Below are 26,377 nucleotides of genomic sequence, written 5' to 3'. Positions count from 1 at the left end.
GACATGGATGGTCGCGGCGATACGAACGGCACCAAGGACGCTCCGGCAATCGAGGCCGACGACGCGGTCGACCAGCGCCTCGGCGAGACCGTGCGGCTGCTGCGCCAGCGCGCCGGGCTCTCGATCCAGGACGTCGCCAACAAGACCGGCCTCTCCAACGGCATGATCAGCCAGCTCGAACGCGCGCGCGCCATGCCGTCGATCCGCACGCTCCGCCTGCTCAGCATCGCGCTCGACGTTCCCATCTCCTACTTCTTCGAGACCATCGATCCCGCCGACGTGCAGCGCTACATCGTGCGCAAGAACGCAAGGCGCCTGCTGCGCCTCACTGCCAGCGGCGTCGTCAAGGAAGCCCTCACCCCTGACGGCAAGGGCCAGCTCGAGCTCTACGAGCTCACGCTCAATCCCGGGGCGTCCTCGGGCACCGACTTCCTCCAGCACACCGGTGAGAAGGCGGGCTACATCCTGTCGGGCAGCCTGCGGCTGTGGCTCGACAACCAGGCCCATCTGCTCGAGGCCGGCGACAGTTTCCGCTTTCCGAGCATCGTGCCGCACATGTTCGACAACCCGACCCAGCAGGTGGCGCGCGCAATCTGGGTGACGACGCTGCGCCAGACCGATTCGCCACCAGGTTGAGGCACGCGCACTGTTCCCGGCGCCACCGATGCCGCAAATTGACCCGCGACGGAGAGCCGGGCAGTCTGTAGCTCACATGATGCCGGGCTCGTCGACAGGCGCGGCTGACGTCTTTGGTGAGACATGAAACTCAGGGGGCTTCTGACACTCGCGATGGCCGCACAGGTCGTCGTGACCGCCGCACCCCTCCTCGCCTCCTATGCCGTGACCGGAACCGCCGGCGGCTTCGGCGCTCCCCAGATCGTTGCCCTGCTCGCAAGCGCCGTCATTGCGATGCTGATCGCGCGTCTGTGCATGCGTGCGATCGAGAGGGCGCAGCACAAGCGCTCGGATGCAGCGCTGGCCGATCAGACGAAGCTCATCGCCGAGAGCGCACAGATCACGCAGGCCATCATCAAGACCGCGCTCGACGCCTTCGTCCAGACCGATGAGCGCGGCATTGTCCTGGAGTGGAGCTTCCAGGCCGAAGCCCTGACCGGATGGACGCGCAACGCGGCCATCGGCGCCGACGTCGTCGACCTGCTCGTCGCCGAGCCGCTCCGGGCCGGCTTCAGGCAACGCATGATGCGGCTGTTGCCGGAACTATCGCACGCGCCGATCGGCATCCGCTTCGAGGCGAGCCTGCTGCACCGGAACGGCGGCGAGATCCTGATCGAGGCGTCCAGCACGGCACTGCATCTCGGGGGGCGCCAAATCATCAACACCTTCGTCAAGGACGTCACGCAGAAACGGGCCGCCGAGGAGCAACTGATCCAGGCCCAGAAGATGGAGGCGGTCGGGCAACTCACCGGCGGCATCGCGCACGAATTCAACAACATGCTCACGGTGATCACCGGCACGATCGAGATCCTCGCCGACGCCGTCAAGGACAACCCGCCGCTCGCGACCATCACCAAGCTGATCAGCGAGGCCGCCGATCGCGGCGCCGCACTGACATCGAGCCTGTTGTCCTTTGCCCGCAAGCAGGCGCTCCAGCCGGCCGAGATCGACGTCAACGAGCTGCTCGAGGAACTGGCCAAGCTGCTGCTGGCGACCTTCGACAAGAAGATCGAGATCGTGACGAAGCTGGACGCCAATGTCTGGCTGGCGTTCGCCGATCGCGGTCAATTGAGCTCGGCGCTGCTCAACCTCGCCATCAACGCCCGCGACGCGATGCTCGACGGCGGCAGGCTGACGCTGACGACCCGCAAGGTCGTGTTCGGCGTTCGCGAGGCCGTCGCGGTCGGCGCCGGCTATGCCGGCGACTATGTCGAGATCGAGATCGCCGACACCGGCACGGGCATCCCGCAGGCCATCCTCGAACGCATCTTCGATCCGTTCTTCTCGACCAAGGAGGTTGGCAAGGGCACCGGGCTCGGGCTGAGCATGGTGTTCGGCTTCGTCAAGCAGTCCGGCGGCGGCATCAAGGTCGCCTCCACCGAAGGCCGCGGCACGACATTCACGATCTACCTGCCGAAAGCCGAGACCAGCACGCTTCGCCCGGCCGGCTATGACGAGCGCAAGATCGTGGGGGGACAGGAAACCATCCTTTGCGTCGAGGACGACCGCGACGTCCGCCAATACGTCGCGGTGCAGCTCGAGAGCCTCGGCTACAAGGTCATCCCGGCAGCCAACGCCACCGAAGCACTCGCCATCGCGGCGGAAGGCAGGGCGTTCGACCTGCTGTTCACCGACATCGTGATGGCCGGCGGCATCAACGGACGCGAACTCGCCGAGCAGATGGTGGCGGCGCGGCCGTCGCTGAGGGTGCTGTTCACCTCGGGCTATGCCTATGACTCGCAAACGCAGGGCCGCGCCACGATGAGCGCACCGCTGCTGACGAAGCCGTACCGCAAGGCCGAGCTCGCGCGCATGCTGCGCCGCTCGCTCGACACCGCCGTCGATGCCGCGGGCGACGCGATCCCGACGCCGTACTCGGTGCAGGCGGACGTCGAAGGCTTCTTGCGCAGGCAGACGGCTGAAGACGGCGGCACGACGCGATCGCGGAAGTAAGGGGTGCGCTCTAGCTCATCCTTCGCCGCAGCGTCGCCGACGGCGTCTCGCCGAATTTTTCGCGATAGGCGCCGGCCATGCGGCCGAGATGGGTGAAGCCGAGATCGAAGGCGATCTCGGTGATGGAGGCATCGGGCGCGGCCTGCGCGAGACGCGCGTGCAGGCCGGCAAGGCGCATGTCGAGCAGCATCTGCGAGATCGAGGCGCCGAAGTGACGGCGGAAGCCGAGCTGGAGCGCGCGGATGCCGATGCCGGAGGCGCGGGCGAGCTGCACGAGGTCGAGCGGCTCGCCGGCATTGTCCGCAAGATGGTCGCGCGCGGCGCGGAGCGCGCGCGGCAGGCGCTCGGCTTGTCCTGAGAACGTCCGGATCGCATCCGAGAGGCCATGGCGCTGGCTGTTGAGGAGGTGATCGAGCAGCGCCTCGCGCCAATCGGCCATGGCGACCGGTGACAGCCTGCCGGACGGCCCGAGGCGTTCGGCAATCAGCATCAGCTCGGCAAGGCTGGTCTGCAGGCGGCGCCCGGACGGTGCGTCCAGGTCGATCGCAGCATCGAACTCGACCGCGCCGGCCGCCCTGCCCGACAGCGCCGCAGCACGCTGCTCGACCAGGCGGCGGTCGAGCAGCAGGATGACTTGCGCGCAGTCGCTCCACATCATCCGGGTCGGGATGGTCGGCGACAGCAGCGACGCCGTCCGGCCCGGCACGGCGTCGAGCTCGCCGGCGCCGGCACGTATGCGGGCCGAGCCCGTGAGCGGGACCTGCACCAGGAAGAAGCGCTCGAGGCAGCCGGGATCGATGCTCACCGATCCGCCATAGGCCACGTAGTTGATGGAAAACCCGTCGAAGGCCGCGCAATTGTGCCGGGCGGAGAAACCGGCCGCGCGTGGCCGTGACGGTGTGAGATCGTGCGGGCAGAAGATGCGCCCGATCTGCTCGGCCGCTTCGTCGACATCGTCAGTGGTGACGCGGGCGAAATCCGCAAGCCGTTCGGCTGCGGACGCCCTTGCGCTCACCTCCAGCACGGCTGCGGACATCGTCGACCACGCTTCGCGTCACGGAATTGCTTTAAGCCTATAATAGTTCCCTCGACGCGAAAAGGGCCGCAACCCGCAAAATCGTCGTGCTGCATGGCAATAGCCGCACCGGATTCGTTTAGCGGATAGACAGGCGGCCCGTGGCTGGCCGAAGCTCCGTCCCCGCCGGAATCCATGAGGAGCAAGCCATGACTGCACTCGAAAAGGGCATTACCGCCAACGGCACGGGCTATGGCGGCAAGAGCTGGAACATCCTTGGCCAGGTCTATTTCCCCAAGGCCGTCACCGATTCCACCTTTGCGTTCGAGACCAACAGCGATCCCGGCCAGTTCGTGCCGGTGCACATCCACCCGACCCAGGACGAGTTCATCCTGGTGCAGGAAGGCACGCTCGACCTCAAGCTCGACGGCCAGTGGGTCAAGGCCCATGCCGGCGACCTCGTGCGCATGCCGCGCGGCATCCCGCACGGCTATTTCAACAAATCCGACAAGCCGTGCCGCGCGCTGTTCTGGGTCTCGCCGATGCAGAAGCTGGAGGCGTTGTTCAACCAGCTCCACAATCTGACCGACCCCGCCGAAGTCGTGCGCATCTCGGCGCTGCATGAGGTCGACTTCCTGCCGCCCGAGGCCAACGACTAGCCGTCGCCGCCTCGTCCACTTTCATCTGCTTGCAGGCCCTGCCGGCCGCGCCTTGCGGCCGAACGTGGCCGCTTGCGCGCCAAACACATCGATTGCGAGCAACCCCATGGTCAGCCCAAAACATGTCTGCGTGATCGGCGCCGGCGTCTCCGGCCTTGCCGCCGCAAAAGCCTTCGCCACCCGCGGCCACCGCGTCACCATCGTCGAGCGCAGCGGCGATCTCGGCGGCGTCTGGGAGCCCGCGCGCTCCTATCCCGACGTGCAGACCCAGAGCCCGAAGGATCTCTACCGCTACACCGATCGCGCCATGCCGGACGGCTATCCGGAATGGCCGACCGGGCCGCAAGTCCACACCTACCTCGCCGATTACGCCAGGAGTTTTGGCCTCGACCGCATGCTGCGCCTCGACACCGAGGTCGCCGGCATGGCGCGCCGCGCCGACGGCAGGCCGGGCTGGACCCTTGCCCTGACGAGCAACGACGGCACGACGAGCGAAGACTTCGATTTCGTCGCGGTTTGCACCGGGCAGTTCAACGAGCCGCGCGAGCTGCATTGCCCGGGCGAGGACGGTTTTCTGGCGCAGGGCGGCCAGATCCTGCATTCGTCGAAATATGGCGATCCGGCGCTCGCGAAAGGACGTCGCGTCATCGTGCTCGGCGGCTCGAAATCAGCGACCGACATCGCCGTGAACGCGGTGAAATCGGGCGCGCGCGAGGTCATGATCGTGATGCGCGAGCCGGTCTGGCGCATCCCCTATTTCATTGGTGGCCTCGTGAACTTCAAGCGCATCCTCTACATCCGTGCGCAGGAGGAGATGTTTCCGGGCTGGGGCGCCAGCGCGATGGCGCGGCTCGCGCATCGCATCGCCGCGCCGCTGGTCTGGGCCAATTGGCGCGGGCTTGAGAGCCTGCTCAAGGCACAGCTCAAGCTCAAGCAGTGCAAGATGGTGCCGACGGAGCGGATCGAGGACGGCGTCAACTGCTCGGTGCCGATCGCAACGCCGGGCTTCTATCCGATGGTCGCCGACGGCCGCATCAAGGCGGTGTTCGGCACGTTCGATCATTATGACGGCGACAGCATCGTGACGAGCGGCGGCGAGCGCATCGGTGCCGATGTCGCGGTGCTCGCGATCGGCTACAAGCTCGGCGTGCCGTTTCTGCCTGAGGCCTATCGGCAGAAGCTGGTCGATGCGGACGGGCAGTACCGCCTCTACCGCCTGATCGCCAATCCCGATCTGCCGGAGCTCGGCTTTGTCGGCTTCAACTCCTCGTTCTGCACCGTGCTCTGCGCCGATCTCGCAGCCAACTGGCTGGTGCGCTACGCCGACGGCCAGCTCGCGAACCAGCCGACGGCGCAGACGATGCGCGACAACATCGAGATGATGCTGCACTTCAAGCGCGTCGAGCGGCCGGCAGCAGGCGTCTATGGCGGCCTCTGCGTTGCGCCCTATCACTACCGCCATTTCGACGAGCTGATGGCCGATATCGGCGCAAAGAACCAGAAGCGCGGCGGGCTCGCGGGACGCTTCCAGCCACCGGATGCGGATGCCTATGCGAAGTTCCTGGCGACGGCGCCGGACTACCGGGCGGCGTGAGAGGAGAATTGCGGCTGCTCGCATCTGATGTTTACGATCTCCCTGGCCATCGAATCGACGGGAACCAGCCATGGGATCGAGACGACTTGCCGCTGCGGCCTTTGCTTCTGTTGCCTTCTTCGTCACGACGCCCGCCGTTGCACAGAAGGGCGCGCCGACGCCAAAGCAATCCGAGGCGCTCGCCACCTACGAGCGTGCGCTCGGTGATTTCAAATCGATCCTCGCCGAGCGACGGCGCCAGATCGAGGCGAAGGAGCCACTGCCGAACCTGCCGGGTCAGGCGCTCTATCTCGCCCGCGTCGCCGTGATCAGCAGCTACAAGGATCTTACCGACGCCATGCCGTCACGGATCGGCAAGCCCAACAAGTTCGAGATCCCGCCGGCCTATTTCGATGCCGATATCGAGCCGCTGGTCGACGAGTATGGAAAGCTGTTCGACATCATGGAGGCGCCGCCGGCCAATGCGCAGAACTCGGCAACGCCGTTTAGGGACGTCGTTGATCTCGCCGCCACGATCGCCCGCGCCAAGGGGCTCGCTTCTGTTCACGCCGAAGCCGCAGGGCGCATCAGCCTCGGGCTGTTCTTTGCCGAGACCAACGGCAAGCAGAATGTCCGCAATGCGCGCTCGAACACCTATATGGGCAGCTTCCAGACCGGCCCTTCCGAAGATCGCAACGGCCGCAGGAAATGGGAGACCATCAAGGGCGAGATCGCGGCGCTCGATCCGAAGCTGAGCGCGCGCGACGACAAGGAAGAGGCGCGCGCCCGCGGCACCGATCACCGCTTCAATCACTGGACCAATGTGCGCGACGGCCTGATGAACGCGCATGCGGATATCTTCCGGGAGATCCCGGCAATCGTGAAGACGCTCCCCGACCCGATCGACCAGATGAAGCTGTTCGAGCTGATCCAGATCGTCCCGACCCCGACAAGGTCCGCGCTCAAATCGGGCGACCTCCTGAATTACCGGGTATCCAGCCCCACGGTCATGAAGCACCTGCGCAACAACAGCATTTTCGCGTTCGGACAGGTCGACCGGGCGAGAACCTCGGCCAGCTTCCGCGAGATCCTCGCGGCGATGTGGCTGTTCAACCGGAAGTTCGAGCGGGCCATGGCGAAATATGCGGAGATCAGGCCGCGCTGAGGAAGCGGGTTGCAACCTCTGCTGGACGTCGTAGGCTCCCTCTCCCACTCGTCATCGGGAAGGACGCGCCACGATGTCATCGGCCATCTCATGCGCCTGCTAATCCTCGGCGGCAGCCAGTTTCTCGGGCGCGCAATCGCCACCCATGCCTGCGTTACCGGGCATGACGTGACCTGCGCAGCCCGCGGCTTCGCGGGACCGATCGCGGCGGGCGCCCGTTTCGTGATGATCGACCGCGACACCGTTGACGGGCTAGCGCCGCTTGCGGGCGGGACGTTCGATGCCGTGGTCGATGTCTCGCGTCATCCCGGTCAGGTCCGCCGCGCGGTGGCGGCGCTGAAGCGGCCGGGCGTGCACTGGACCTTCGTCTCGACCGTCAGCGTCTATGCGGACAATCGCACGCCCGGGCAGCGCGCCGACACGGCATCGCTCCGCGAGCCCGTGACGGTGGATATCGAGCACAGCACCGACGCCATCTATGGCGCCGCCAAGGTCGCCTGCGAACAGGCGGTCGGCAGCGACGCCTTCATCTGCCGGGCCGGCCTGATCGTCGGGCCGGAGGATCCGACGGGACGGTTTTCATACTGGCCGGCGCGACTGGCGCGCGGCGGCGAGGTGCTGGCACCGGGATCGCCCGACGACGCCGTCCAGTTCATCGACGCACGCGATCTCGCGCAATGGATCGTGCATGCGGCAGAGGTTGGCCTGACCGGCATCTATGACGGCATTGGACCGGTTCGCACGCGCGGCGAAGTTCTGGCCGAGTGCGCATCCGCGCTGAACCCGTCCTGCAAATTCACCTGGATCGATCGCACCTTCCTTGAAGCGCACGACGTGCGGCGCTGGGCCGGCCCCCGATCACTGCCGATGTGGCTGCCTTTGCCCGACTTTGCCGGCTTCATGACGCGCGACACCTCGCCGGCGCGCGAGGTCGGGCTGACCTCGCGGCCGCCAGCCGTCACGGCGCGCGATACACGCGCCTGGCTCCGCGCCAGCAACGGACCTGTCGCCGGACTGACCGAGGATGAGGAGAAGGCCGTGCTCGCCGCGTGGCATGCGGGCAAGGCGAGCTAGTTCTCCACCTTGTAGCCGTCCGTCAGCGTCTTCAGGAACGCGATGATGTCAGCCTCGTCCTGCTCTGTCATCGCCGGCTTGCCGCCGGGATGACGATCGAAGGGCGGATCGGTGACATCCACATTGGCGTGATATTTTGTCGGGAGGTCGTCGTACTTCAGCACCGTGCCGTCGGCGGCGCGCGGAAACACTTTTTCCGGATTTGTGTCGCGGAAATTGTAGAAGTCGAGCACCTGCTCCAGACTATGGAAGACGCCGTTGTGGAAGAAGGCGTGACGCGTCGCCGTGTTGCGCAGCGTCGGCGTCAGGAACATGCCGCAATATTGCGTCTGCTCGGGAATGTCGGTGCGCTGCGGACCGCAGACGCCGAGATCGAAGTAATTGGGATCGTGATTATTGGCGAGCGCGGCATTGCGCGGCGCGCCGAGGGCCTCGTATTGATGATCGGTGAACAGCGGCGGCAGGCCGTCGCGGGTCGGCGCCGAGGTGTGGCATCCCGCGCAATTGGCCTTGTCGGGGTCGTTGAACAATTGCAGGCCGCGCAGCTCGCTCTCGGAGAGCCGGGCCTTGCCTTCGAGCCAGTAATCATACTTGCTGGTGTAGGGATGGAAGCTCGGCTCCTCCACCTGATAGCGCGCGACTGCGAACATCGCTTCCGCGATCAGGAGCCGCTGATTTCTCAGCACGCCGGCGCCGAACAGCTCGACGAAGCGATTGGCGTAGAGCGCGCGACGCAGCTTGTCCGCGACGATCTCGGCACTGCCGCCGTCCATCTCGTTGGGATCGAGCAGCGGAAACAGCGCCTGATCCTGCAACGTGTCGGCACGACCATCCCAGAACAGGCCGCCCTGCGGCACGATGTTGGCCGACGCGCCGGTGCCGCCCGCGGTCTTCGTCGTGCGCGCGACCTGCTGGCCGGTCGCGGCCATCTGCGCGAGATCGATGATGTTGTCGTCGTCGCCCTTGTCGGGGCCGATGCTGAAATTCGGGTGGCGGTCGAGATAGGTCAGCGACGGCACCGCGCGTGCGCCTTGCCGCGACAGGTCAGCGCCGCCGAGCATGACCGGCCCGTCATTGGGCGGGCCGTAAGCGTGATTCGGGCTGTGGCAGGACGCACAGGACAGCGCGCCTGAGGATGACAACGAGGCGTCGTAAAAGATCTCCCTGCCGAGTTGCGCCATCGCCGACAGAGGGGCGATCACCGGACGCATGAGACGGACCGGGTTCGGGTTCACACCCACCTGGTTCGTCTCTGCAAATCCTTCCGTTCCGGCAGCAAAGACGGCGCCGGCCAGGCAAAGCAGGCCGGCGCCGAGAAGCCACATGGTGCGGCGGTTCATGAGAGTCCCGTTGGACTAGTGGTGGTGGTGCTCGTCCGGCGGGCTGGTGATGACAGTGCCGGAGGTCGGATCGAGGAACAGGGCGTCTGCCCGCAGGTCGTGCCCATGGTCCTGGTCGAAGTCGAACAGGTCCATGATCGATCCCGTGGTGGCGTCGAATGCGCCGCCGCCGAGCCGCTGGCCGTGCAGCCAGTTGTCCTCGATGAAGCGAACCACCGAAGCCTGCGTCGTATAGGTGTGGCTGACATAGTTCGGCCTGGCGTAGGGCGAGACCACGATCAGGGGAACGCGTGTGCCGGGACCGCAGCGGCCGTTGACCGGCTGGCCTTCGAGCCCCTTCGGCGCCGGCTGCTTGCTGGCGCCGAGGCCGCAGAGACCGGGGCCGTTGACCTGATCGGCGGTCGGATCATATGAGGCGCTCTTCGGCGCGACGTATTGGTGATCGTACCAGCCGTCGGAGTCGTCATAGGTGATGATGATCGCGGTCTCGCGCCACTCGGGCTGCTTCTGCAGGAAGTTGATCAGCTCGACATTGCCGACCTGCTCGTCGAGCGGATCGGAGTTGCCGGCATGACCGTCCTGGAAGGCCGGCATCTTGATGTAGGAGACGGCCGGGAAATTGCCGGCCTTCACTGCGGCGTAGAAGTCCTCGATATCGTAATTGTGGTTGGCTGGATCGACGGTCTTGCCGCCGGCGGCATAGGTGTGGCCGATCGCATGGACGGAGCCGGGCCGCGCATGGGTCGGGTTGGCCGTCGACTTGTGATACTGGAAGAAGGCGTGATGCGGGACGTAGTCCACGATCGTGCCGTTGACGTTGCTGGAGAAGGTGCTGCGGGCGCAGCCCGTCGTGCCGTTGGCATTCTTGAGCGTGAGATCGAAGCCGCCCATGAAGCTGCCCCAGCTGATGTGCTCGGCGTTGAGCAGGTCGCCGATGTTCTTGCCGCCCATCAGCATGGTGCTCGTCGTGCTTGAGCAGACGTCGTTGCCGGGGTCGGTGTCGCCGATCAGCGTCAGGCCGCCCTGACCGTCGGCAATCGACGACGACGTGCCGACGACGTTCTGCACGCCGTTGGTCTGTGCGGCGACCACCTCGAGCACGCCAGGCGTCGAGGGACCGAATGTGTCGGTCCAGTTGTTGTCGCTCATGGCGAAGTGCTGGGCGTAGTTCCAGAAGGCGGTGACGGTGTTGCCGTCGAAATAGCCCATCACCTGCCCGTTGGTGCCGAAGGCACCGGCGCCGCCGGCGGTGCCGCGGCCGGTGAATTTCGGGAACAGGTCTTCCTTGCCGTTGTCCACGGCCTGCTGCTCCGGCGTGTAGGCATGGTTCTGCGAGCGGGTGTTGGCCTGGGTGCGGTCGAGGCGGAACGGGTCGGTCGCGCCGGTGCCGTTGGCCGGATTGCTGTTGGGGTTGTTGACCAGCAGATTGGCCGTGACGAGGTTGTTCACCTTCGGCGTATGCGGCTTCGGCACGAACGGGATCGAGCCGGACGGATTGGCCGCGTTCGGATAGGTCGCGAAATAATGGTCGAACGAGCGGTTCTCGTTGAAGATGATCACGAGATGCTTGATCGGAGTTTCCGTATGAATGTCATGCGGATGACGGTGGTGATCCCGGTCATGGTCCCGGTCCCGGCCGAAATCGTCCGCGAGCACGGGAATGCTGCACGCGAGTGCCGTCGCGGCCGCGAAGAACGCGACCGTCGTCAGAAATCTGGTCTTCATTGTTGTGTTGCCCCGAAAGGATGGACGCCGACATTCGGGAACGTAGCGGCGGCGGATGACAGAGCTGTGTCAGTTTGACGCACGAGACACTTTGCGCAGTAGCCGAGACAAGATTTTTAACGCAGCTGCCTGCTTCGCGCCGTCCTCGCCGGACCGCGTCAGGCGCGTTTATTCCGTGGGCGAAGGCAGAAAAGATCGCGTCCAGATCGTTGCGTCATACGCCCGGTTGCATTTAGCTTGACCGGACAAGAACAAATCCTCGGGGGAAACATGAAAGCCGCTCCTCGCATGCGCGTGCGCCATGCCGCGTCAGCTCTGGTCGCCACGTCCCTGGCCGGCCTTGCCAGTTTTGCCGCCCACGCCGAGATCGTCGTCAGCGCCAATGACGGCAAGATGGTGCTGGAGAACGGCAGTGCCGTGGTGCGCAAGCAGCCGCTGCCGGATACGGTCAGCGTCATCGACCTCACCGACGGCACGTTGAAGCTTCTGGGCGAGGTGGCGGCACCTGCCAGCGTCGTCGGCCCGCCGCCGAGCGTGGCGATCGCGCCGGACGGCGCCTTTGCGCTGGTGACGGGCGCCATGAAGGTCGATCCGGCGGACCCGACCAAGGCGGTGCCCGACGACAAGCTCTCGGTCATCGACCTGAAGTCCTCACCGCCAAAAGTGCTCGCGACCCACCAGGCCGGCGCGGGCGCGGCCGGCGTCTCGATCAACCGCGCGGGCACGCTGGCGCTGGTCGCCAACCGCAGCGAGGGCACCGTCTCGGTCTTTGCGATCAGCGGGAGCACGCTGACGCCGGCCGGCAAGATCCAGCTCGGCGACGCCAAGTCAGGGCCGAGCCACGCCGTGTTCTCGCGCGACGGCGCGACCGCGCTGGTCACGCGCGACGGCGACAGCAAGATCTCGCTTCTGACCGTGGACGGGACCAAGGTCGAGTACGCCAAGCGCGACCTCTCCGCGGGCATCCGCCCCTATGACATCGACCTCACCGGCAGCGCGGCGGCCGTCATCGGCAATGTCGGCACCGGCAGCGGCGACAACGACACGATCAGCCTGATCGACATGACCGCAAAGCCGATCCGCGTCGTCACGACGGTCACCGTCGGGCAGACACCGGAAGCGGTGAAGATGTCGCCGGACGGCAATCATGTCGCCGTCACCGTCATGAACGGCTCGAACAAGCCCTCCGCCTCGCCCTTCTTCAACGATTTCGGGCTGCTCAAGGTCTACCGGATCTCGGGGACCGAGCTCGCGCCGGTGGCGGAGGCCAAGATCGGCCATTGGTGCCAGGGCATGGTGTGGTCGAAGGACTCCAAACATGTCGTGGCGCAGTGCATGGTCGAGAACGAGCTGATCGCGTTCGCGTTCGACGGCAAGGCGTTGACCAGGACGTCCACACTCAAGCTGCAGGTGAGCCCCGCGGGCATTCGCACCGCGGAGCCGTGAGACTAGCGCGCGGCGCAGCCCTCCTGCGCCGTCCGCCTATTCGGTGCGGATCGGCGTGTCCTTCAGGCCGTTGTTGTCATAGGCCCTGCGCAAGGTGCCGTTCGTCACCGCTTCGTTCATGAATTTGGTGACGAAGGCGAGAGCCTGGCTGTGGCCGAGCGGAACGGCGACGGCGGTCACCGTCTTCTTGAAGGTCTCGTCGAGCACCCTCGTGCCCGGAATCTTCTGCGCCATCTTGTTGAGCTGATCGCGCGACAATGCGAAGGCATCGATCTCGCCGCTCTTCAGCAGGCCGAAGATATCATCGTATGTCTGATAGCCGGTGACCTTCGCCTGCTTCAGATGCGCGATGGCGCCGCGCATGGTGGTCGTAGCGTTGACGGCCGCGACCTTGATGCCCGCCTGGTCCAGCGTGGCGAAATTGGTGATCGTCGAGCCGGGCTTGACGATGTAGGTGGCGTCCGCGACCTCGTAGATCGGGCCGAACAGCATCTTGGTCTCGCGCTCGGGATCCTTGGGCAGCCAAGTGACGTCCCAAGCACCTTTCTCAAGAGTGCCTTTGCTGGCGGCGTCGGTGATCTGTCCGGAATTCTGGTGCACGACATATTCGACTGATACACCGAGCTGCGCGGCCATCTCCTTGCCGAGATCGACCGGCACGCCGGCGAAGCCTGTTTCCGTCCTGGTCGACCAGAACGCGCCGCCCGCCGGGCTGATCGCGATCGCGACCCGCAGCTTGCCGGTCGGCGCGATCTCGTCCTTCAGGCCATCGGCTAGCGCGGGCATGGCGAGGGCCGCTGCGAGAACGAGGCCGGCAAGGGCCGATTGGAGCAACGTTCGCATGTCATGTTCTCCTCGCTTTTCTTCTTTCAACTGCTCAGCCTCTTTGACGCAATTCTGGTCGATCGTGCGCTCGGTGAAAAGCGGTTTGCCATGACAAACCTGCCAAAGGCCACGGCGCGGTTTGCAGTGCAAGGCCGGCGACTGCCATGGCTATGGTGTTCCACGGCCGGACGTTTGTTGGTAGCCTGCCGCACCGACAGACAACAATCGGGGGCCACCGAATGACCTGCGCGAATCCTGCATCGCTCGTCCATCGCAACGGAGCGTGGAGACAGGTCGGACGGGCGCTCGCCGCCGTAAGCGCCGTGATCGCGCTCGCCGGCTGCGAGGACAAGAACGCCTTCGTGGCGCCGCCGCCGCCGAAGGTGGATGTGGCAACGCCGGTGCAGCGCCCGGTGACGCGCTATGTCGAAGCCACCGGCAACACCGCCCCGATCAAGAGCGTCGATCTCGTCGCGCGCGTGCAGGGGTTCCTGCAATCGATCGACTATCAGGACGGCAGCTTCGTCAAGCAGGGCACCCAGCTGTTCACGATCGAGCCGGAGACGTACAAGCTCAAGGTCGAGCAGGCGAAGGCCGCGGAGGTCGGCGCGCAAGCCACGGTCAAGCAGGCCGAAGCCGATTACAAGCGGCAGGTCGACCTGGTGCAGCGCCAGGCGGTCTCGCAGTCCACCCTCGACACCTCGACGTCGACCCGCGACAACGCTCAGGCCAACCTCCAGCAGGCGCAGGTCAATACCAGGCTCGCCGAGGTCAATTACGGCTACACCAACGTGACCGCGCCGTTCGACGGCATCGTCAGCGCGCACCTGGTTTCGGTCGGCGAGCTCGTCGGCGTTTCCTCCCCGACCCAGCTCGCGACCATCGTCGCCCTGGACCCGATCTGGGTGAACTTCACGGTCAACGAGCAGGACGTCCTTCGCATTCGCGCCGAAGCGGCCCGCCGCGGGCTGACCGTCGCCGACCTCAAACAATTGCCGGTCCAGGTGGGCCTCCAGACCGAGACCGGATATCCGCATGAAGGCCACCTCGACTACGTCTCGCCGACCCTCAATACATCGACGGGCACGCTCGCGGTGCGCGGCGTCATCCCCAACGACAAGCGGGCGCTGCTGCCAGGTTATTTCGTCCGCGTCCGCGTGCCCTTCGACCAGGAGAAGAGCGCCCTGCTCGTCCCCGACACCGCGCTCGGCAGCGACCAGGGCGGCCGCTACCTCCTCGTCGTCAATAGCGACAATGTCGTCGAGCAGCGCAAGGTGCAGATCGGTCCGACCGACAACGGCCTGCGCGTGATCGAAAGCGGGCTGAAGCCTGACGACCGAGTCGTGATCGCGGGATTGCTGCGGGTGATCCCGGGGCAGAAGATCGACCCGCAGGTGACGAAGATCGACCAGTCCCAGGCGTCCACCAAGTAGGAGCCGCCGGCCATGATCTCAAAGTTCTTCATCGAGCGGCCGGTCCTCTCGAACGTCATCGCGCTTCTGATGATCCTGATCGGCGGCGTCGCGCTGTTCAACCTCGCGGTCGCGCAATACCCCGACGTGGTGCCGCCGACGGTGCAGGTCACCACGCGCTATCCCGGTGCCAGCGCCAAGACCGTGATCGACACCGTTGCCTTACCGATCGAGCAGCAGGTCAACGGCGTCGAGGACATGCTCTACATGCAGTCCTACAGCGGCTCCGACGGCACCTATACGCTGACGGTGACCTTCAAGATCGGCACCGACCTGAACTTCGCGCAGGTGCTGGTGCAGAATCGCGTCTCCAGCGCGCTCTCGCAGCTGCCGCAGTCGGTGCAGAACCAGGGCGTCACCGTCCAGAAGAAATCGACCTCGATCCTGCTGTTCGTGACGTTGACCTCGCCCGACGCCAAATATGACAGCCTCTACTTGAGCAACTACGCCACCATCAACATCCGCGACGAGCTCTCGCGCCTGCCCGGCGTCGGCAACGTCACGGTGTTCGGCGCCGGCCAGTATTCGATGCGGGTGTGGCTCGATCCCAACAAGCTGCAGGTCCGTGGCCTCGTGCCGCAGGACGTCATCAACGCAATCCAGCAGCAGAGCCAGCAGGTCTCCGCCGGCCAGGTCGGCGCGCCGCCGACACCGCCCGGCCAGGCCTTCCAGTACACGCTCAACGTCAACGGACGGCTCGACGACGCCACCCAGTTCGAGAACATCATCGTCAAGACGGGGACCAGCGGCGACGTCACGCGCGTGCGCGACGTCGGCTGGGTCGAGCTCGGCGCGCAGACCTACAGCCAGATCTTCTCGCTCAACAAGCAGCCCGCCACCGGCATCGGCGTGTTCCAGTCGCCCGGCGCCAACGCGCTCCAGGTCGAGCAGGCGGTCGAGAAGAAGATGGCGGAGCTCGCCAAGCGCTTCCCGGAAGGCATCAAATACGACACGCCGTTCGACACCACCAAATTCGTCGAGGCCTCGGTGCACGAGGTCTACATGACGCTGATCGAGGCCGGCCTCTTGGTGCTGGTCGTGATCCTCGTGTTCCTGCAGGACTGGCGCGCGATGCTGGTGCCGGCGACGACGGTGCCCGTCACCATCATCGGCGCCTTCGCCGCGATGGCGGCGCTCGGCTTCACCATCAACATGTCGACGCTGTTCGCGATCGTGCTCGCGATCGGCATCGTCGTCGACGACGCCATCGTCGTGGTGGAAGGCGCCGCCCACAATATCGAGCAGGGCATGAACGGCCACGACGCCGCGATCAGGGCGATGGACCAGCTGTTCGCGCCGATCGTCGGCATCACCCTGGTGCTGATCTCGGTGTTTTTGCCGGCCTCGTTCCTCGCCGGCCTGACGGGCCGCATCTACTCGCAATTCGCGCTGGTGATCGCCGCGACTGCGCTATTGTCCGCCATCAACGCGGCGACCCTGAAGCCGACGCAATGCGCGCTGTGGCTGCGGCCGGCGGTGCCGCCGGAGCGGCGCAACTTCTTCTATCGCGGCTTCAACAACGTCTATAACCGGGTTGAGCGCGGCTATACGCGGCTGATCACCTTCCTGGTCAGGAACGCCACGGTGTCGGTCGCGGTTGCCTTGGTGCTGATCGGGATCGGCGGCTACGGCCTGTCGCGGGTGCCCACCGGCTTCCTGCCGATCGAGGACCAGGGCTATCTGATCGCCGCTATCCAGCTGCCCGACGGCGCCTCGCTGGAGCGGACCCAGAAGGTGCTCGATCGTGCCAGCGAGATCATCAAGGAGACGCCGGGTGTGGCACAGGTCATCACCATCGCCGGCATCTCCGCGCTCGACAGCAGCGCGAGCCTTGCCAATGCGGGCGTCGCCTACATCATCCTGAAGGATTGGGATGCGCGCAAAGGGCCCGGCGAGGATCTGCGCTCGTTGGTCTTTGGCCTCAACGACAAGCTCGCCGTGATCATGGAAGCACGCACCATCGTGCTGCCGCCGCCGCCGATCCAGGGCATCGGCAACGCCGCCGGCTTCTCGATGCAGGTCGAGCTGCGCGACGGCAACAGCGACTTCGCAAAGCTGCAGGCCATCACCGGCGCGATGGTCTCAAACGGCCAGAGCCAGAGCGCGCTGCAGCGCGTGCAGTCCTCGTTCCGCTCGTCGGTGCCGCAATTCAACGTCGAGATCGACCGCATCAAGACCCAGACGCTGCACGTCACCACCGACCAGGTGTTCTCGGCGCTGTCGACCTATCTCGGCTCGTCCTATGTCAACCAGTTCAACAAGTTCGGCCGCGTGTTCCAGGTGTATACGCAGGCCGATCCCGCCTTCCGCGTCACCGAGCGCGACATCGCCAACATGCAGGTGCGCAACTCGAACGGCGACATGATCCCGATCGGCACCGTCGCCACGATCACGCCGGCGACGGGTCCGTCGCTGATCAGCCTCTACAATCTCTATCCCTCCTCGACCATCATCGGCCTGCCGGCGCAGGGATACTCGTCCGGCCAGTCTCTGAAGCTGATGGAGGAGATCGCGGACAAGACGCTGCCGCCCGGCACCGGCTATGAATGGACTGCGATGTCGTACCAGGAGAAGGCGGTCTCGAACCAGATCTACTGGGTGTTCGGGCTTGCCATGCTGCTGGTCTATCTCGTGCTCGCCGGCCAGTACGAGAGCTGGTACGCGCCGATCTCGGTGATCCTCGCCGTGCCGCTGTCGCTGATCGGACCGATGCTGATCCTGAGCGGCCTCAAGATCGACAACAATCTCTACTGCCAGATCGGCCTGATCCTCCTGATCGCGCTGTCGGCGAAGAACGCCATCCTGATCGTCGAGGTCGGGCTCGAGCTGCACGGCCGCGACGGCAAGCCGATCCTGGAATCGGCGATCGAAGCGGCGCGCGCCCGCTTCCGCCCGATCCTGATGACGTCGTTCGCCTTCATCCTCGGCGTGGTGCCGCTGGTGCTCGCGACCGGCGCCGGCGCCAGCGCCCGCAAGTCGATCGGCATCACGGTGTTCTCGGGCATGCTGGCCTCGACCTGCCTCGCGGTGCTGTTCGTGCCGGCCTTCTTCGTGGTGGTGCAGCGCTTCGAGAACTGGCGCGCCTCGAAGAAAGCGCCGAAGGCGGTGGCGGAGGTGAAGCCATAAGAGTGTCAGCCAGGATCAGCGGCGCGGCGTGCTCGGTGTAACCTCTCCCGCTTGCGGGAGAGGTCGTCGCGAAGCGGCGGGTGAGGGCTCCCTCCTCTTGGGGAGTATCCCAACGAGGAGACACCCTCTCCCCACCCCTCTCCCGCAAGCGGGAGAGGGAGTGCACCATCTGCGTGGATACGGCCCACCTCAAGCCTTCTTCGCCGACGCCTGCCGCGCCTCGCCGCTCGAGACCAGCAGCACCGAGACCTTCGACTGCCTGAGCACGGCGTCGGCGACACCGCCGAAGGAGAGATGATCGGCCTGGATGCGGTCGACGCCGATGACCACGAGATCGACGTCGGTGGTGTCGATCTCGCGCAGGATCGCAGCCTCCGGCGACCGGTTCACGCGCAGCGTCGTGGTGATATCGACATCGTAGCGGGCGGCGAGATCGCTGGCGTCCTTCAGGATGCCCGTTTCCTGACTGAGGCCACGGGACACTCCGCGTTGCGCGCCCTTGTCGCGCGTCGTCGCCACATAGATCACACGCAGCGAGCCTGATCCGGCCTGCGCCAGCGCGACTGCGACCTCCGCGCCGCGCTTGGAGACGGCGCTGCCGGAGACCGGGACGAGGATGTTCAGCCCGTCGGGCACCGGCTGCTTCAGGTGGCTGCCCTTGGCCAACACGATCGCGAGCGGCCCTTCAAATTCGGCGGCGATGTCCTCGATCTTCCTGTCGAAGCGATCCTTGGTCGCGACGACCTTGTCGATGCCGACGACGAGGAGATCGAAGCCCTTCTTCGCCTCCTCGCCGACCGCTTCGCCGAGGTCCGATCTGCGAATCCGCGTCGTCACATCGACGTTCCCGACCTCGGGGTCGGAAGCGACCGTTTCGGCCGCCCTCTTCACCACGGCTTCGTGGCTCTCCTCCTCGTCTCGGCTCTTCTCCTGCTCCGTGGCGCGCTTGCCGACATGCAGCACGGTGATCGGCAGGCCGCGCATGCCGGCGATCAGGCCCGCGACGTGGGCGGCAAAGGTGGCGTTGACGCTCTCGTCGACCGCCAGCAGGGGACGTTCGAGATTTGCGATGAAGCCGCGCCTCTCGAATTCCTCGCGCTCGAGGCGCTCCTTCTCCTCCTTGCTCATCGGCAGTTTTGCCAGCGCCGCGCGCAGCATCGGCGGCATCGCAATCGTGGTCACGATCGCCATGGTGACGATCATCGTGAACAGGTTCTGGCTGAGCACGCCGATGGACAGGCCGATGGTCGCGATGATCACCTCGGTCGAGCCGCGCGCGTTCATGCCGCTGGCGAGCGCGAGCGACTCCCGATAGTTCAGCCCGCCCAATGTGCCGCCGACGAAGGCGCCGCCGAACTTGCCGACGCTGGCGATGACGACCAAGAGGCCGGTGAGCATCAGGAGATTGGGATCGCGCAGCACCGACAGATCGGCGGCAAGGCCGGCGAGACCGAAGAACACCGGCATGAAGAAGCTCGAGATCAGGCCGCGCAGGCGCTCATCGATCTGCCTTGTCAGGATCGGCGACTCGCCGACCAGGATGCCGGCGACGAAAGCGCCGAGCACGGTGTGCACGCCGATCAGGTGCGTGATCAGCGCCATCGTCCCCATCAGCAGCAGAATGACTGTGATGACAGGTGCGGAGCTGACGAGGGTGTCGTTGGCCCAGCGGATCAGCTGGAACACCAGGCGGCGGCCGATGGTGAAGCTGACCGCAAGGAAGGCCAGCGTACCCAGCACGGCCTTGGCGACCGAGGCCAGGTCGAGCGTGCCTTGCGAGGCCAGGCTGAAGATAACGGCGATGATGATCCAGCCGATGGTGTCGTCGATCACGGCGGTGGCGACGATGATCTGGCCGACATTGCGGCGCATGAAGTTCATCTCGCGCACCACCACCGCGACGATCTTCACCGAGGAGATCGACAGCGCCGTGCCCATGAACAGCGAGGCGACGAGGCGCGCGTGCGGATCGGGCAGCAGCGCGTCCGGCAGGAACTCGCCGAGGGCAAAGCCGCAGGCAAAGGGCACGACGATGCCGGCGATCGAGATCGCGATGGCGGCCCTGCCGACCTTCCTGACCAGCTTGAGGTCGGTCTCCATGCCAGTCAGCAGCAGCAGAAGAAGAATGCCGAACTGGGCGACGCCGTCGATCATCGCCTTCTGCTCGGGCGTCCTGGGAAAGATGGCGTGCTGCGCCTCCGGCCAGAGCCAGCCGAGCAGCGACGGCCCGAGCAGGATGCCGGCGAGCAGTTCGCCGATCACCGAGGGTTGACCGATCCGCTGCATGATCTCGCCGAGGCCGCGGCCGACGGCGATCAGCAGCACGATCTGCGCCACCAGCAAGAATTCGGACGGGCCGGCCGACTTGCCGCCCTCCGCACTGGCCGCAATGGTGGTGAGGACAAGCGCCGCGGGGACGAGGCCAACCGGTCGGAGCAGGCTCCACTGCATGCAGCTATCTTTCCCCCTTCATCTGCCCCACAGGGGATAGAACCCGCGGGAGGTGGAGCAGGTTCCCACCGCTCGCGGCGGGGTTAAAGGAGTGAAAACAAAAAGTGCGAAAACAACCCCATGCACAGTAGAGATGGGGTTGAGTAAGCTTCAGAAATTTCGGCTCCGCCGAAACGACTTGCTCCGTCGGGCAAAACAGGAGCAGAATGGCATCATGGGTGGCATGGGCAGCGTGCCAGTCCATCCCTTAGAGAAGCAATTGAGGAAGACCCTCACCCTGAGGAGCGCGCTCCTGGCGCGCGTCTCGAAGGGCGAGGCCACCGGCCGGGCCATTCATCCTTCGAGACGCGCGTCCCGCGCTCCTCAGGATGAGGAACTGATCGTCTGGATTGCTTCGCTGCGCTCGCAATGACGGCGTGGTGAGAATCCCGGCCTCACGCCCCGCTCGTGCCCCGGACGCAGCGCAGCGCCCCTTCGGCGGTGCGCTGCAGAGCCGGGGCCCATGCGACACGGGAATTCGCGGCCTCTGGGTCCCGGCTCTGCGCGCGCTTGAGGCGCGCTTGTCCGGGACACGAGTACCGCACTCACGCCGGCTGCGGCGTCCTGATCTCGCGGGGCAGGATCAGCGCGGCGGCGATCGCGAGCAGGCAGAGTGCGGCGAAGGCATGCAGCATGGTGACGAAGCCGCCCTGCTCGTAGAGCCAGGCGACCAGGCCGACGGAGGCGCCGGCCGCGGTGAAGCCGACGAAATAGCGCACGGCATAGGCGCGCGAGCGCCACTCTTCCGTGGTGTACTTGCCGACCATGGCGTCGTTGACCGTGACCTGCCCGAACGCGCCCATGACGATGCCGATCGAGACCAGGATCAGCGGCAGATTGTTCAGGCTGGCGGCGAGATACAGGAATGGCGCCAGCATGAAGGACAGCGGCAGCGCCACCGTCTTCAAGGAATAGCGGTCGAGCAGCCGGCCGATCGTGTACTGCGTCATCGCCCCGAACACGTAGACGCAGGCCGCGATGACCCCGAGCAGCGCCGGGCTCTTGGTCAGGTCGGCGAGCCGCTCGGCGAACAGCTTTGGCAACGCGACGGTGACGGCATTGAAGGTCGTGGAAATCGCGATCACCACGATCAGCAGCGCCAGGATCACGCGCCACATGTCCTGTTTCGCCACCCGCGCCTGCGCCGCCGCCTGCTTCGAGCCCTTGCGGTCCTCGTGCACGACCATCATCGCAAACGCGATGCCGATCAGGACCGTGACCACGCCGGGAACGATGAACGCAAAGCGCCAGCCGAGATACTGGCCGATCACGCCGGTCACCAGCGCGGACGAGGCGACGCCGAGATTGCCCCAGACGCCGTTGATGCCCATCTCGCGGCCGAGCCGGTCGGCATAGGACACGATCATGGCGGTGCCGACGGGATGGTAGATCGAGGCAAAGATGCCGATGGCGAGCAGCGCGGCGCCGAGCTGCACGGGCGTCTGCACGAAGCCGACCGAGATCATGGATCCGCCAATGCCGACGAAGAAGATCAGCATCATGTGGCGGCGGCTCCAGCGGTCGCCGAGCCAGCCGGTGAGCAGCGAGCCGGCGCCGAACGCGATGAAGCCGGGCGTCGCGTAAGGCAGCAGCTCCGAATAGGCCATGCCGAGCGCCGGCCCCATGATGATCACGGCGGCGGCAAAGATCAGCATCGAATAATGGTCGATGAAATGGCCTGCGTTGACGAAACTGATGACCCGGCTGGGGCTGTTCATTCCCGAATCCTCTCCTGCTCCGAAATGAGTTATATGTCGGACCCATGACGGGGTGCTGCCAATGAGTGTCTTGGAAACGCCAATCCTGAGAGAGGTCCGGAGCAACCATCGCTCGCCCGCGGGCGTGCATCTGGTCGCGCGCGATTATCCCAAGGGCATGCGGATCGATCCGCACCTGCATCGCGAGTCGCAGCTGATCTATGCGGCACGCGGCACGATGCAGGTGACGACGCCCGGGGGGCGCTGGCTGGTGCCGCCGGACCGCGCGGTCTGGGTGCCGGCCGGGCTGGAGCATGCCATCGACCTGCTCGCGGACATCGAGATGCGCACGCTGTATTTCGACCTGTCCTGGCTCAAGCGCGAAAAACGCTATGAGGGACTGACCCGGGAATTCGTGGTGCGGGTGTCGCCGCTGCTCAACCAGGCGATCCTCGCGCTGTTCGATGCGCGCAATACGGAAGAGCGCACCGAGCTGCTGGTCCGCCTGGTGATGCTGGAACTGCACCAGGCCGAGGATTCCGCCACCTTCGTGCCGCTGCCGCGCGAGCCGCGCTGCCGCCGCGCCGCGATGATCGTGCTCGACGATCCCACCGGCCTGCACGACATCGACACGCTGGCGCGCGAGGTCGGAACTTCCGCGCGCACGCTGTCGCGGCTGTTCTCGAGCGAGACGCAGCTGAGCTTCAAGAGCTGGTGCCAGCGCGCCCGTATCGCATCGGCGATCCAGCTTCTGTCCACGGATGCCAGCGTGTCGGTGAAGCAGCTGGCGACCCAGCTCGGTTATGCCAGCGTGCCGGCGTTCTCGGCGGCGTTCCGTCAGGTGACGGGGCGGACGCCGACGGAGTTTGCGGGGAAGGGGTAGCCCCACCCGACGCTGTCATCGTCCGCGAAGGCGGACGATCCAGTATTCCACCGGCGCCGGAGATTGAACCGAGAAGCCGCGGCGTACTGGATGCCCCGCCTTCGCGGGGCATGACAGAACTTGTAGGGTGGGCAAAGCGAAGCGTGCCCACGGTTCTTTGCAGTTAGCGAGAGATGGTGGGCACGGCGCAAGTGCGCCTTTGCCCACCCTACGGCAGCGGTTGAACCTACGGCAGCGGTTGAACCGAGAGGCCGTGGCGCACTGGATGCCCCGCCTGCGCGGGGCATGACAGCATTCTTGGTGATGCATAGCACCACTAAAGATACAAAATTCGCCTGCTTGATTGTGATCGGCTTCCGCCTAAATCCCGTGTAAGCTTCCGCATCGCACAATCCCGGAATCGAAAGCCCAGATGGCCAACGCCTTCTTCTCCGATCTGCTCGCCACGATCTCCGAGCGCGGCCGCACGCTGCTTCGGCGCGGCGATGGTTCTGACACCAGACAGGACGCCGACGGGCTGATCGAGCTCTGCGACGCGCTGCTATCGGGCCGGGGCGAAGCCTCCGGCACGGCGATGGCACGCGAGGTGCTCGATCTCTACAGGGATCTGGATGCGGCGGGACGCCGCGCCTTCTTCGAGGCGCTGGTGCGCGATTTCGGCCCGGACCGGGAACGTCTGTCCCAGGCAATCGAGAAGTGGCGCGCCAAGCCGACCGACGAAGACGCAAGCTCGCTGCATTTCGCCTCGGAGCCGCGGCGGCAGGAGCTGATCCGCCGCCTCAACCGGGCGCCCGGCGGCACCGGCGATCTCGTCGCCATGCGCGCCGATCTGCTCGGCATGATGAACGGGCACACCGATCTCGCCGCGCTCGATCGCGACGTCTCGCATCTCCTCTCTTCGTGGTTCAACAGGGGGTTTCTCGTGCTGCGCAGGATTGACTGGTCGACCCCGGCCAACATCCTCGAAAAGATCATCCGTTACGAGGCCGTGCACGAGATCAGCGACTGGGACGATCTGCGCCGCCGCATCGATCCGGTCGACCGCCGCTGCTACGCCTTCTTCCATCCGGCGATGGTCGACGAGCCGCTGATCTTCGTCGAGGTGGCGCTGACCGAGACCATGCCGGGCGCGATCGCGCCGCTGCTCGCCGTAGACCGCCAGCATCTGCCGATCGAGCGTGCGCGCACGGCCGTGTTCTATTCGATCTCCAACACCCAGCGCGGTCTTGGCGGCATCTCCTTCGGCAGCTTCCTGATCAAGCAGGTGGTGGAGGAGCTGCGCCGCGAGCTGCCTAAGCTCGACACCTTCGTGACGCTGTCGCCGGTGCCGGGCTTCATGCAATGGGTGAAGCAGGACAAGGACCTGCCGCTGTCGGACGAGGACCGCGAGGTGCTGAAGCGCCTCGACGATCCCAAATGGTTCGAGAGCCCCGAGACGACGACGCTGCTCCGCAGCGTGCTGGAGCCGCTCGCCGCCTATTATTTCCTGAAGGCGCGCACGCCCAAGGGCCGGCTGATCGACTCCGTCGCCCGCTTCCATCTCGGCAACGGCGCCCGGCTTGAGCGCATCAACTGGTTAGGAGATCTCTCGCCGAAGGGCGTGCGCGAGTCCGCCGGCGTGATGGTCAACTATCTCTACCGCCTCGACGACATCGAGAAGAACCACGAGGCCTATGCCAATGACGGCGAGGTCGTGGCGTCCAGTGCAGTGAAGAAGCTGCTCAAGGGCGAAGGGCGACGGCTGCTGGATATGCGGCTGTCGTAGGCACGTCTTAGCAACAACCTCGGTGTCATCGTCCGCGAAGGCGGACGATCCAGTATTCCAGAGGCCTGCGTTAAAGAACTCACTTTCTCCACACCCGCCGCGGCGTACTGGATGCCCCGCCTTCGCGGGGCATGACAGCGGAGGGGAAGGCCGGGACCCATAACCACAGGAGAGCGTGGTTACGACGACTCGGAGTTGTCAGCTTCAAGGGACGACTTCTCCCTGGGGTTATGGGTCCCGGATCGGCGCGCGCTTAAGGCGCGCTTGTCCGGGACGACACTGAGTGTGGCGCGGCCATCGTACCCCAGCGCCGCCGCCCCTACTCCGCCAGCGCCTTCATCTCCTTGTAGAGATCGGACTTGCCTTCGAAACCGATGCCGGGGAGATCGGGCATGGTGATGTGGCCGTTCTCGACGCGGACGCCGTCCGGGAAGCCGCCGTAGGGCTGGAACAGGTCGGGGTAGCTTTCGTTGCCGCCGAGGCCCAGGCCGGCGGCGATGTTGAGCGACATCTGGTGGCCGCCGTGCGGGATGCAGCGGCTCGGCGACCAGCCGTAGGTCTTTAGCACCTCGAGCGTGCGCTGGTATTCGCACAGGCCATAGGACAGCGCGCAGTCGAATTGCAGCCAGTCGCGGTCGGGGCGCATGCCGCCGTAGCGGATCAAATTGCGGGCGTCCTGGTGGCTGAACAGATTCTCGCCTGTCGCCATCGGGCCGGGATAGAATTCGGCGAGCGCGGCCTGCAGCGCGTAGTCGAGGGGATCGCCGACCTCCTCGTACCAGAACAAGGGATAATCGCGCAGCATTTTTGCGTAGGCGATTCCGGTCTCCAGATTGAACCGGCCGTTGGCGTCGACGGCGAGCTGCGCGTCCTTGCCGATCTCCTTCAGGACCGCCTCGATGCGGGTGCGGTCTTCGTCGATCGGCGCGCCGCCGATCTTCATCTTCACGACGTTGTAGCCGCGATCGAGATAGCCGCGCATCTCGCCGCGCAGCATCGAGAGATCCTTGCCGGGATAGTAGTAACCGCCGGCAGCGTAGACGAACACGCGGGGATTGGCCTTGACGACGTGACGTTCGGCGAGCAGACGGAACAGCGGCTTGCCGGCGATCTTGGCCACCGCGTCCCACACCGCCATGTCGATGGTGCCGACCGCGACCGAGCGCTCGCCATGGCCGCCCGGCTTCTCGTTGGTCATCATCGCGGCCCAGACCTTGTCGGGGTCGAGATTGTCGCCGGTGCCATCCAGCAGCGACTTCGGATCGGCCTCCGTGATGCGCGAGGCAAAACGCTCGCGGATCAATCCGCCCTGCCCGTAGCGGCCATTGGAGTTGAATCCGTAGCCGACGACGCGCTTGCCGTCGCGCACGACATCGGTGACAACGGCGACGAGGCTGGTCGTCATCCTGGTGAAGTCGATATAGGCGTTGCGGATCGGGGACGAGATCGGTTTTGTGATCTCGCGGACGTCGACGATGCGGACGGACATGGGGG

The 26,377-nt window shown here is 65.6% G+C and carries 19 protein-coding genes; 12 read left to right on the top strand and 7 right to left on the bottom strand.

Features of this window, described 5'->3' with window-relative positions:
- The first annotated feature begins 3 nt into the window (after nt 1-3).
- Nucleotides 4-636: a cupin domain-containing protein gene (locus ACVJ19_RS18170; RefSeq protein WP_453950402.1), complete on the top strand. Its 633-nt coding sequence runs from the start codon at nt 4-6 to the stop codon at nt 634-636.
- A 123-nt stretch (nt 637-759) separates the two neighbouring features.
- Nucleotides 760-2,628: an ATP-binding protein gene (locus tag ACVJ19_RS18165; protein ID WP_453950401.1), complete on the top strand. Its 1,869-nt coding sequence runs from the start codon at nt 760-762 to the stop codon at nt 2,626-2,628.
- Between the two features lie 10 nt (nt 2,629-2,638).
- On the opposite strand, the gene ACVJ19_RS18160 is transcribed toward ACVJ19_RS18165, so the two are convergent.
- Complete coding sequence (locus ACVJ19_RS18160) at nt 2,639-3,664, bottom strand: AraC family transcriptional regulator (protein ID WP_453950400.1); 1,026 nt, start codon at nt 3,662-3,664, stop codon at nt 2,639-2,641.
- A 188-nt stretch (nt 3,665-3,852) separates the two neighbouring features.
- Here ACVJ19_RS18160 and ACVJ19_RS18155 point away from each other — a divergent pair, with 188 nt between their 5' ends.
- From ACVJ19_RS18155 to ACVJ19_RS18140, 4 genes are all read left to right on the top strand, one after another.
- Complete coding sequence (locus tag ACVJ19_RS18155) at nt 3,853-4,302, top strand: cupin domain-containing protein (RefSeq protein WP_024339447.1); 450 nt, start codon at nt 3,853-3,855, stop codon at nt 4,300-4,302.
- Nucleotides 4,303-4,408: 106 nt separating this feature from the next.
- A complete protein-coding gene (locus ACVJ19_RS18150; RefSeq protein WP_453950399.1) occupies nt 4,409-5,896 on the top strand; it encodes a flavin-containing monooxygenase in 1,488 nt (495 codons plus the stop codon).
- A gap of 70 nt (nt 5,897-5,966) precedes the next feature.
- Nucleotides 5,967-7,040 carry a hypothetical protein gene (locus tag ACVJ19_RS18145; protein ID WP_453950398.1) on the top strand — a complete coding sequence of 358 codons (1,074 nt, stop codon included), beginning with the start codon at nt 5,967-5,969 and terminating at the stop codon, nt 7,038-7,040.
- Nucleotides 7,041-7,130: 90 nt separating this feature from the next.
- Complete coding sequence (locus ACVJ19_RS18140) at nt 7,131-8,114, top strand: NAD-dependent epimerase/dehydratase family protein (protein ID WP_453950397.1); 984 nt, start codon at nt 7,131-7,133, stop codon at nt 8,112-8,114.
- Here ACVJ19_RS18140 and ACVJ19_RS18135 read toward each other — a convergent pair.
- Together ACVJ19_RS18135 and ACVJ19_RS18130 are read right to left on the bottom strand one after the other, a co-directional pair.
- Entirely contained in the window at nt 8,111-9,454 is a 1,344-nt protein-coding gene (locus ACVJ19_RS18135) for a cytochrome-c peroxidase (RefSeq protein WP_453950396.1), read from the bottom strand. The genes ACVJ19_RS18140 and ACVJ19_RS18135 overlap by 4 nt on opposite strands.
- Nucleotides 9,455-9,469: 15 nt before the next feature.
- Complete coding sequence (locus tag ACVJ19_RS18130; RefSeq protein ID WP_453950395.1) at nt 9,470-11,179, bottom strand: phospholipase C; 1,710 nt, start codon at nt 11,177-11,179, stop codon at nt 9,470-9,472.
- A gap of 270 nt (nt 11,180-11,449) precedes the next feature.
- On the opposite strand from ACVJ19_RS18130, the gene ACVJ19_RS18125 reads away from it, so the two are divergent.
- Nucleotides 11,450-12,625, top strand: a complete 1,176-nt coding sequence (locus tag ACVJ19_RS18125; RefSeq protein ID WP_453950394.1) for a YncE family protein — start codon at nt 11,450-11,452, stop codon at nt 12,623-12,625.
- Nucleotides 12,626-12,661: 36 nt separating this feature from the next.
- Here the strand turns inward: ACVJ19_RS18125 and ACVJ19_RS18120 are convergent, their stop codons facing one another.
- Nucleotides 12,662-13,468, bottom strand: a complete 807-nt coding sequence (locus ACVJ19_RS18120; RefSeq protein ID WP_453950393.1) for a transporter substrate-binding domain-containing protein — start codon at nt 13,466-13,468, stop codon at nt 12,662-12,664.
- 3 nt (nt 13,469-13,471) lie between these two features.
- Here ACVJ19_RS18120 and ACVJ19_RS18115 point away from each other — a divergent pair, with 3 nt between their 5' ends.
- From ACVJ19_RS18115 to ACVJ19_RS18105, 3 genes are read left to right on the top strand one after another with little or no spacing between them, the layout of a single operon-like run.
- Nucleotides 13,472-13,693, top strand: coding sequence for a hypothetical protein (locus tag ACVJ19_RS18115; RefSeq protein ID WP_453950392.1), 222 nt, complete (start codon nt 13,472-13,474; stop codon nt 13,691-13,693).
- A complete protein-coding gene (locus tag ACVJ19_RS18110; RefSeq protein WP_453950391.1) occupies nt 13,690-14,883 on the top strand; it encodes an efflux RND transporter periplasmic adaptor subunit in 1,194 nt (397 codons plus the stop codon). The genes ACVJ19_RS18115 and ACVJ19_RS18110 overlap by 4 nt, the downstream gene beginning before the upstream one ends.
- Before the next feature lie 12 nt (nt 14,884-14,895).
- Nucleotides 14,896-18,048, top strand: coding sequence for an efflux RND transporter permease subunit (locus ACVJ19_RS18105; protein WP_453950390.1), 3,153 nt, complete (start codon nt 14,896-14,898; stop codon nt 18,046-18,048).
- Between the two features lie 189 nt (nt 18,049-18,237).
- On the opposite strand, the gene ACVJ19_RS18100 is transcribed toward ACVJ19_RS18105, so the two are convergent.
- Together ACVJ19_RS18100 and ACVJ19_RS18095 are read right to left on the bottom strand one after the other, a co-directional pair.
- The gene (locus ACVJ19_RS18100; protein ID WP_453950389.1) at nt 18,238-20,499 is read right to left on the bottom strand and encodes a cation:proton antiporter domain-containing protein; all 2,262 of its coding nucleotides are present in this window, start codon (nt 20,497-20,499) and stop codon (nt 18,238-18,240) included.
- A gap of 584 nt (nt 20,500-21,083) precedes the next feature.
- Nucleotides 21,084-22,256, bottom strand: a complete 1,173-nt coding sequence (locus ACVJ19_RS18095; RefSeq protein WP_453950388.1) for an MFS transporter — start codon at nt 22,254-22,256, stop codon at nt 21,084-21,086.
- Nucleotides 22,257-22,317: 61 nt separating this feature from the next.
- On the opposite strand from ACVJ19_RS18095, the gene ACVJ19_RS18090 reads away from it, so the two are divergent.
- Together ACVJ19_RS18090 and ACVJ19_RS18085 are read left to right on the top strand one after the other, a co-directional pair.
- Nucleotides 22,318-23,118: an AraC family transcriptional regulator gene (locus tag ACVJ19_RS18090; protein WP_453950387.1), complete on the top strand. Its 801-nt coding sequence runs from the start codon at nt 22,318-22,320 to the stop codon at nt 23,116-23,118.
- Between the two features lie 412 nt (nt 23,119-23,530).
- Complete coding sequence (locus ACVJ19_RS18085; protein ID WP_453950386.1) at nt 23,531-24,883, top strand: malonyl-CoA decarboxylase; 1,353 nt, start codon at nt 23,531-23,533, stop codon at nt 24,881-24,883.
- Nucleotides 24,884-25,202: 319 nt separating this feature from the next.
- On the opposite strand, the gene tarD is transcribed toward ACVJ19_RS18085, so the two are convergent.
- Nucleotides 25,203-26,372 carry a D(-)-tartrate dehydratase gene (tarD, locus tag ACVJ19_RS18080; RefSeq protein ID WP_453950385.1) on the bottom strand — a complete coding sequence of 390 codons (1,170 nt, stop codon included), beginning with the start codon at nt 26,370-26,372 and terminating at the stop codon, nt 25,203-25,205.
- Nucleotides 26,373-26,377: the final 5 nt, after the last annotated feature.

The sequence above is a fragment of the Bradyrhizobium sp. USDA 376 genome, from assembly GCF_054063675.1.
The sequence above is the reverse complement of the archived record's forward strand: the minus strand, read 5'-3'. Positions and strand labels throughout refer to the sequence as shown.

Coding starts and splice junctions, on each gene's coding strand:
- ACVJ19_RS18170 (WP_453950402.1), top strand. CDS start 4: ATGGATGGTCGCGGCGATACGAACGGCACCAAGGACGCTCCGGCAATC.
- ACVJ19_RS18165 (WP_453950401.1), top strand. CDS start 760: ATGAAACTCAGGGGGCTTCTGACACTCGCGATGGCCGCACAGGTCGTC.
- ACVJ19_RS18160 (WP_453950400.1), bottom strand. CDS start 3,664: ATGTCCGCAGCCGTGCTGGAGGTGAGCGCAAGGGCGTCCGCAGCCGAA.
- ACVJ19_RS18155 (WP_024339447.1), top strand. CDS start 3,853: ATGACTGCACTCGAAAAGGGCATTACCGCCAACGGCACGGGCTATGGC.
- ACVJ19_RS18150 (WP_453950399.1), top strand. CDS start 4,409: ATGGTCAGCCCAAAACATGTCTGCGTGATCGGCGCCGGCGTCTCCGGC.
- ACVJ19_RS18145 (WP_453950398.1), top strand. CDS start 5,967: ATGGGATCGAGACGACTTGCCGCTGCGGCCTTTGCTTCTGTTGCCTTC.
- ACVJ19_RS18140 (WP_453950397.1), top strand. CDS start 7,131: ATGCGCCTGCTAATCCTCGGCGGCAGCCAGTTTCTCGGGCGCGCAATC.
- ACVJ19_RS18135 (WP_453950396.1), bottom strand. CDS start 9,454: ATGAACCGCCGCACCATGTGGCTTCTCGGCGCCGGCCTGCTTTGCCTG.
- ACVJ19_RS18130 (WP_453950395.1), bottom strand. CDS start 11,179: ATGAAGACCAGATTTCTGACGACGGTCGCGTTCTTCGCGGCCGCGACG.
- ACVJ19_RS18125 (WP_453950394.1), top strand. CDS start 11,450: ATGAAAGCCGCTCCTCGCATGCGCGTGCGCCATGCCGCGTCAGCTCTG.
- ACVJ19_RS18120 (WP_453950393.1), bottom strand. CDS start 13,468: ATGCGAACGTTGCTCCAATCGGCCCTTGCCGGCCTCGTTCTCGCAGCG.
- ACVJ19_RS18115 (WP_453950392.1), top strand. CDS start 13,472: ATGTTCTCCTCGCTTTTCTTCTTTCAACTGCTCAGCCTCTTTGACGCA.
- ACVJ19_RS18110 (WP_453950391.1), top strand. CDS start 13,690: ATGACCTGCGCGAATCCTGCATCGCTCGTCCATCGCAACGGAGCGTGG.
- ACVJ19_RS18105 (WP_453950390.1), top strand. CDS start 14,896: ATGATCTCAAAGTTCTTCATCGAGCGGCCGGTCCTCTCGAACGTCATC.
- ACVJ19_RS18100 (WP_453950389.1), bottom strand. CDS start 20,499: ATGCAGTGGAGCCTGCTCCGACCGGTTGGCCTCGTCCCCGCGGCGCTT.
- ACVJ19_RS18095 (WP_453950388.1), bottom strand. CDS start 22,256: ATGAACAGCCCCAGCCGGGTCATCAGTTTCGTCAACGCAGGCCATTTC.
- ACVJ19_RS18090 (WP_453950387.1), top strand. CDS start 22,318: ATGAGTGTCTTGGAAACGCCAATCCTGAGAGAGGTCCGGAGCAACCAT.
- ACVJ19_RS18085 (WP_453950386.1), top strand. CDS start 23,531: ATGGCCAACGCCTTCTTCTCCGATCTGCTCGCCACGATCTCCGAGCGC.
- tarD (WP_453950385.1), bottom strand. CDS start 26,372: ATGTCCGTCCGCATCGTCGACGTCCGCGAGATCACAAAACCGATCTCG.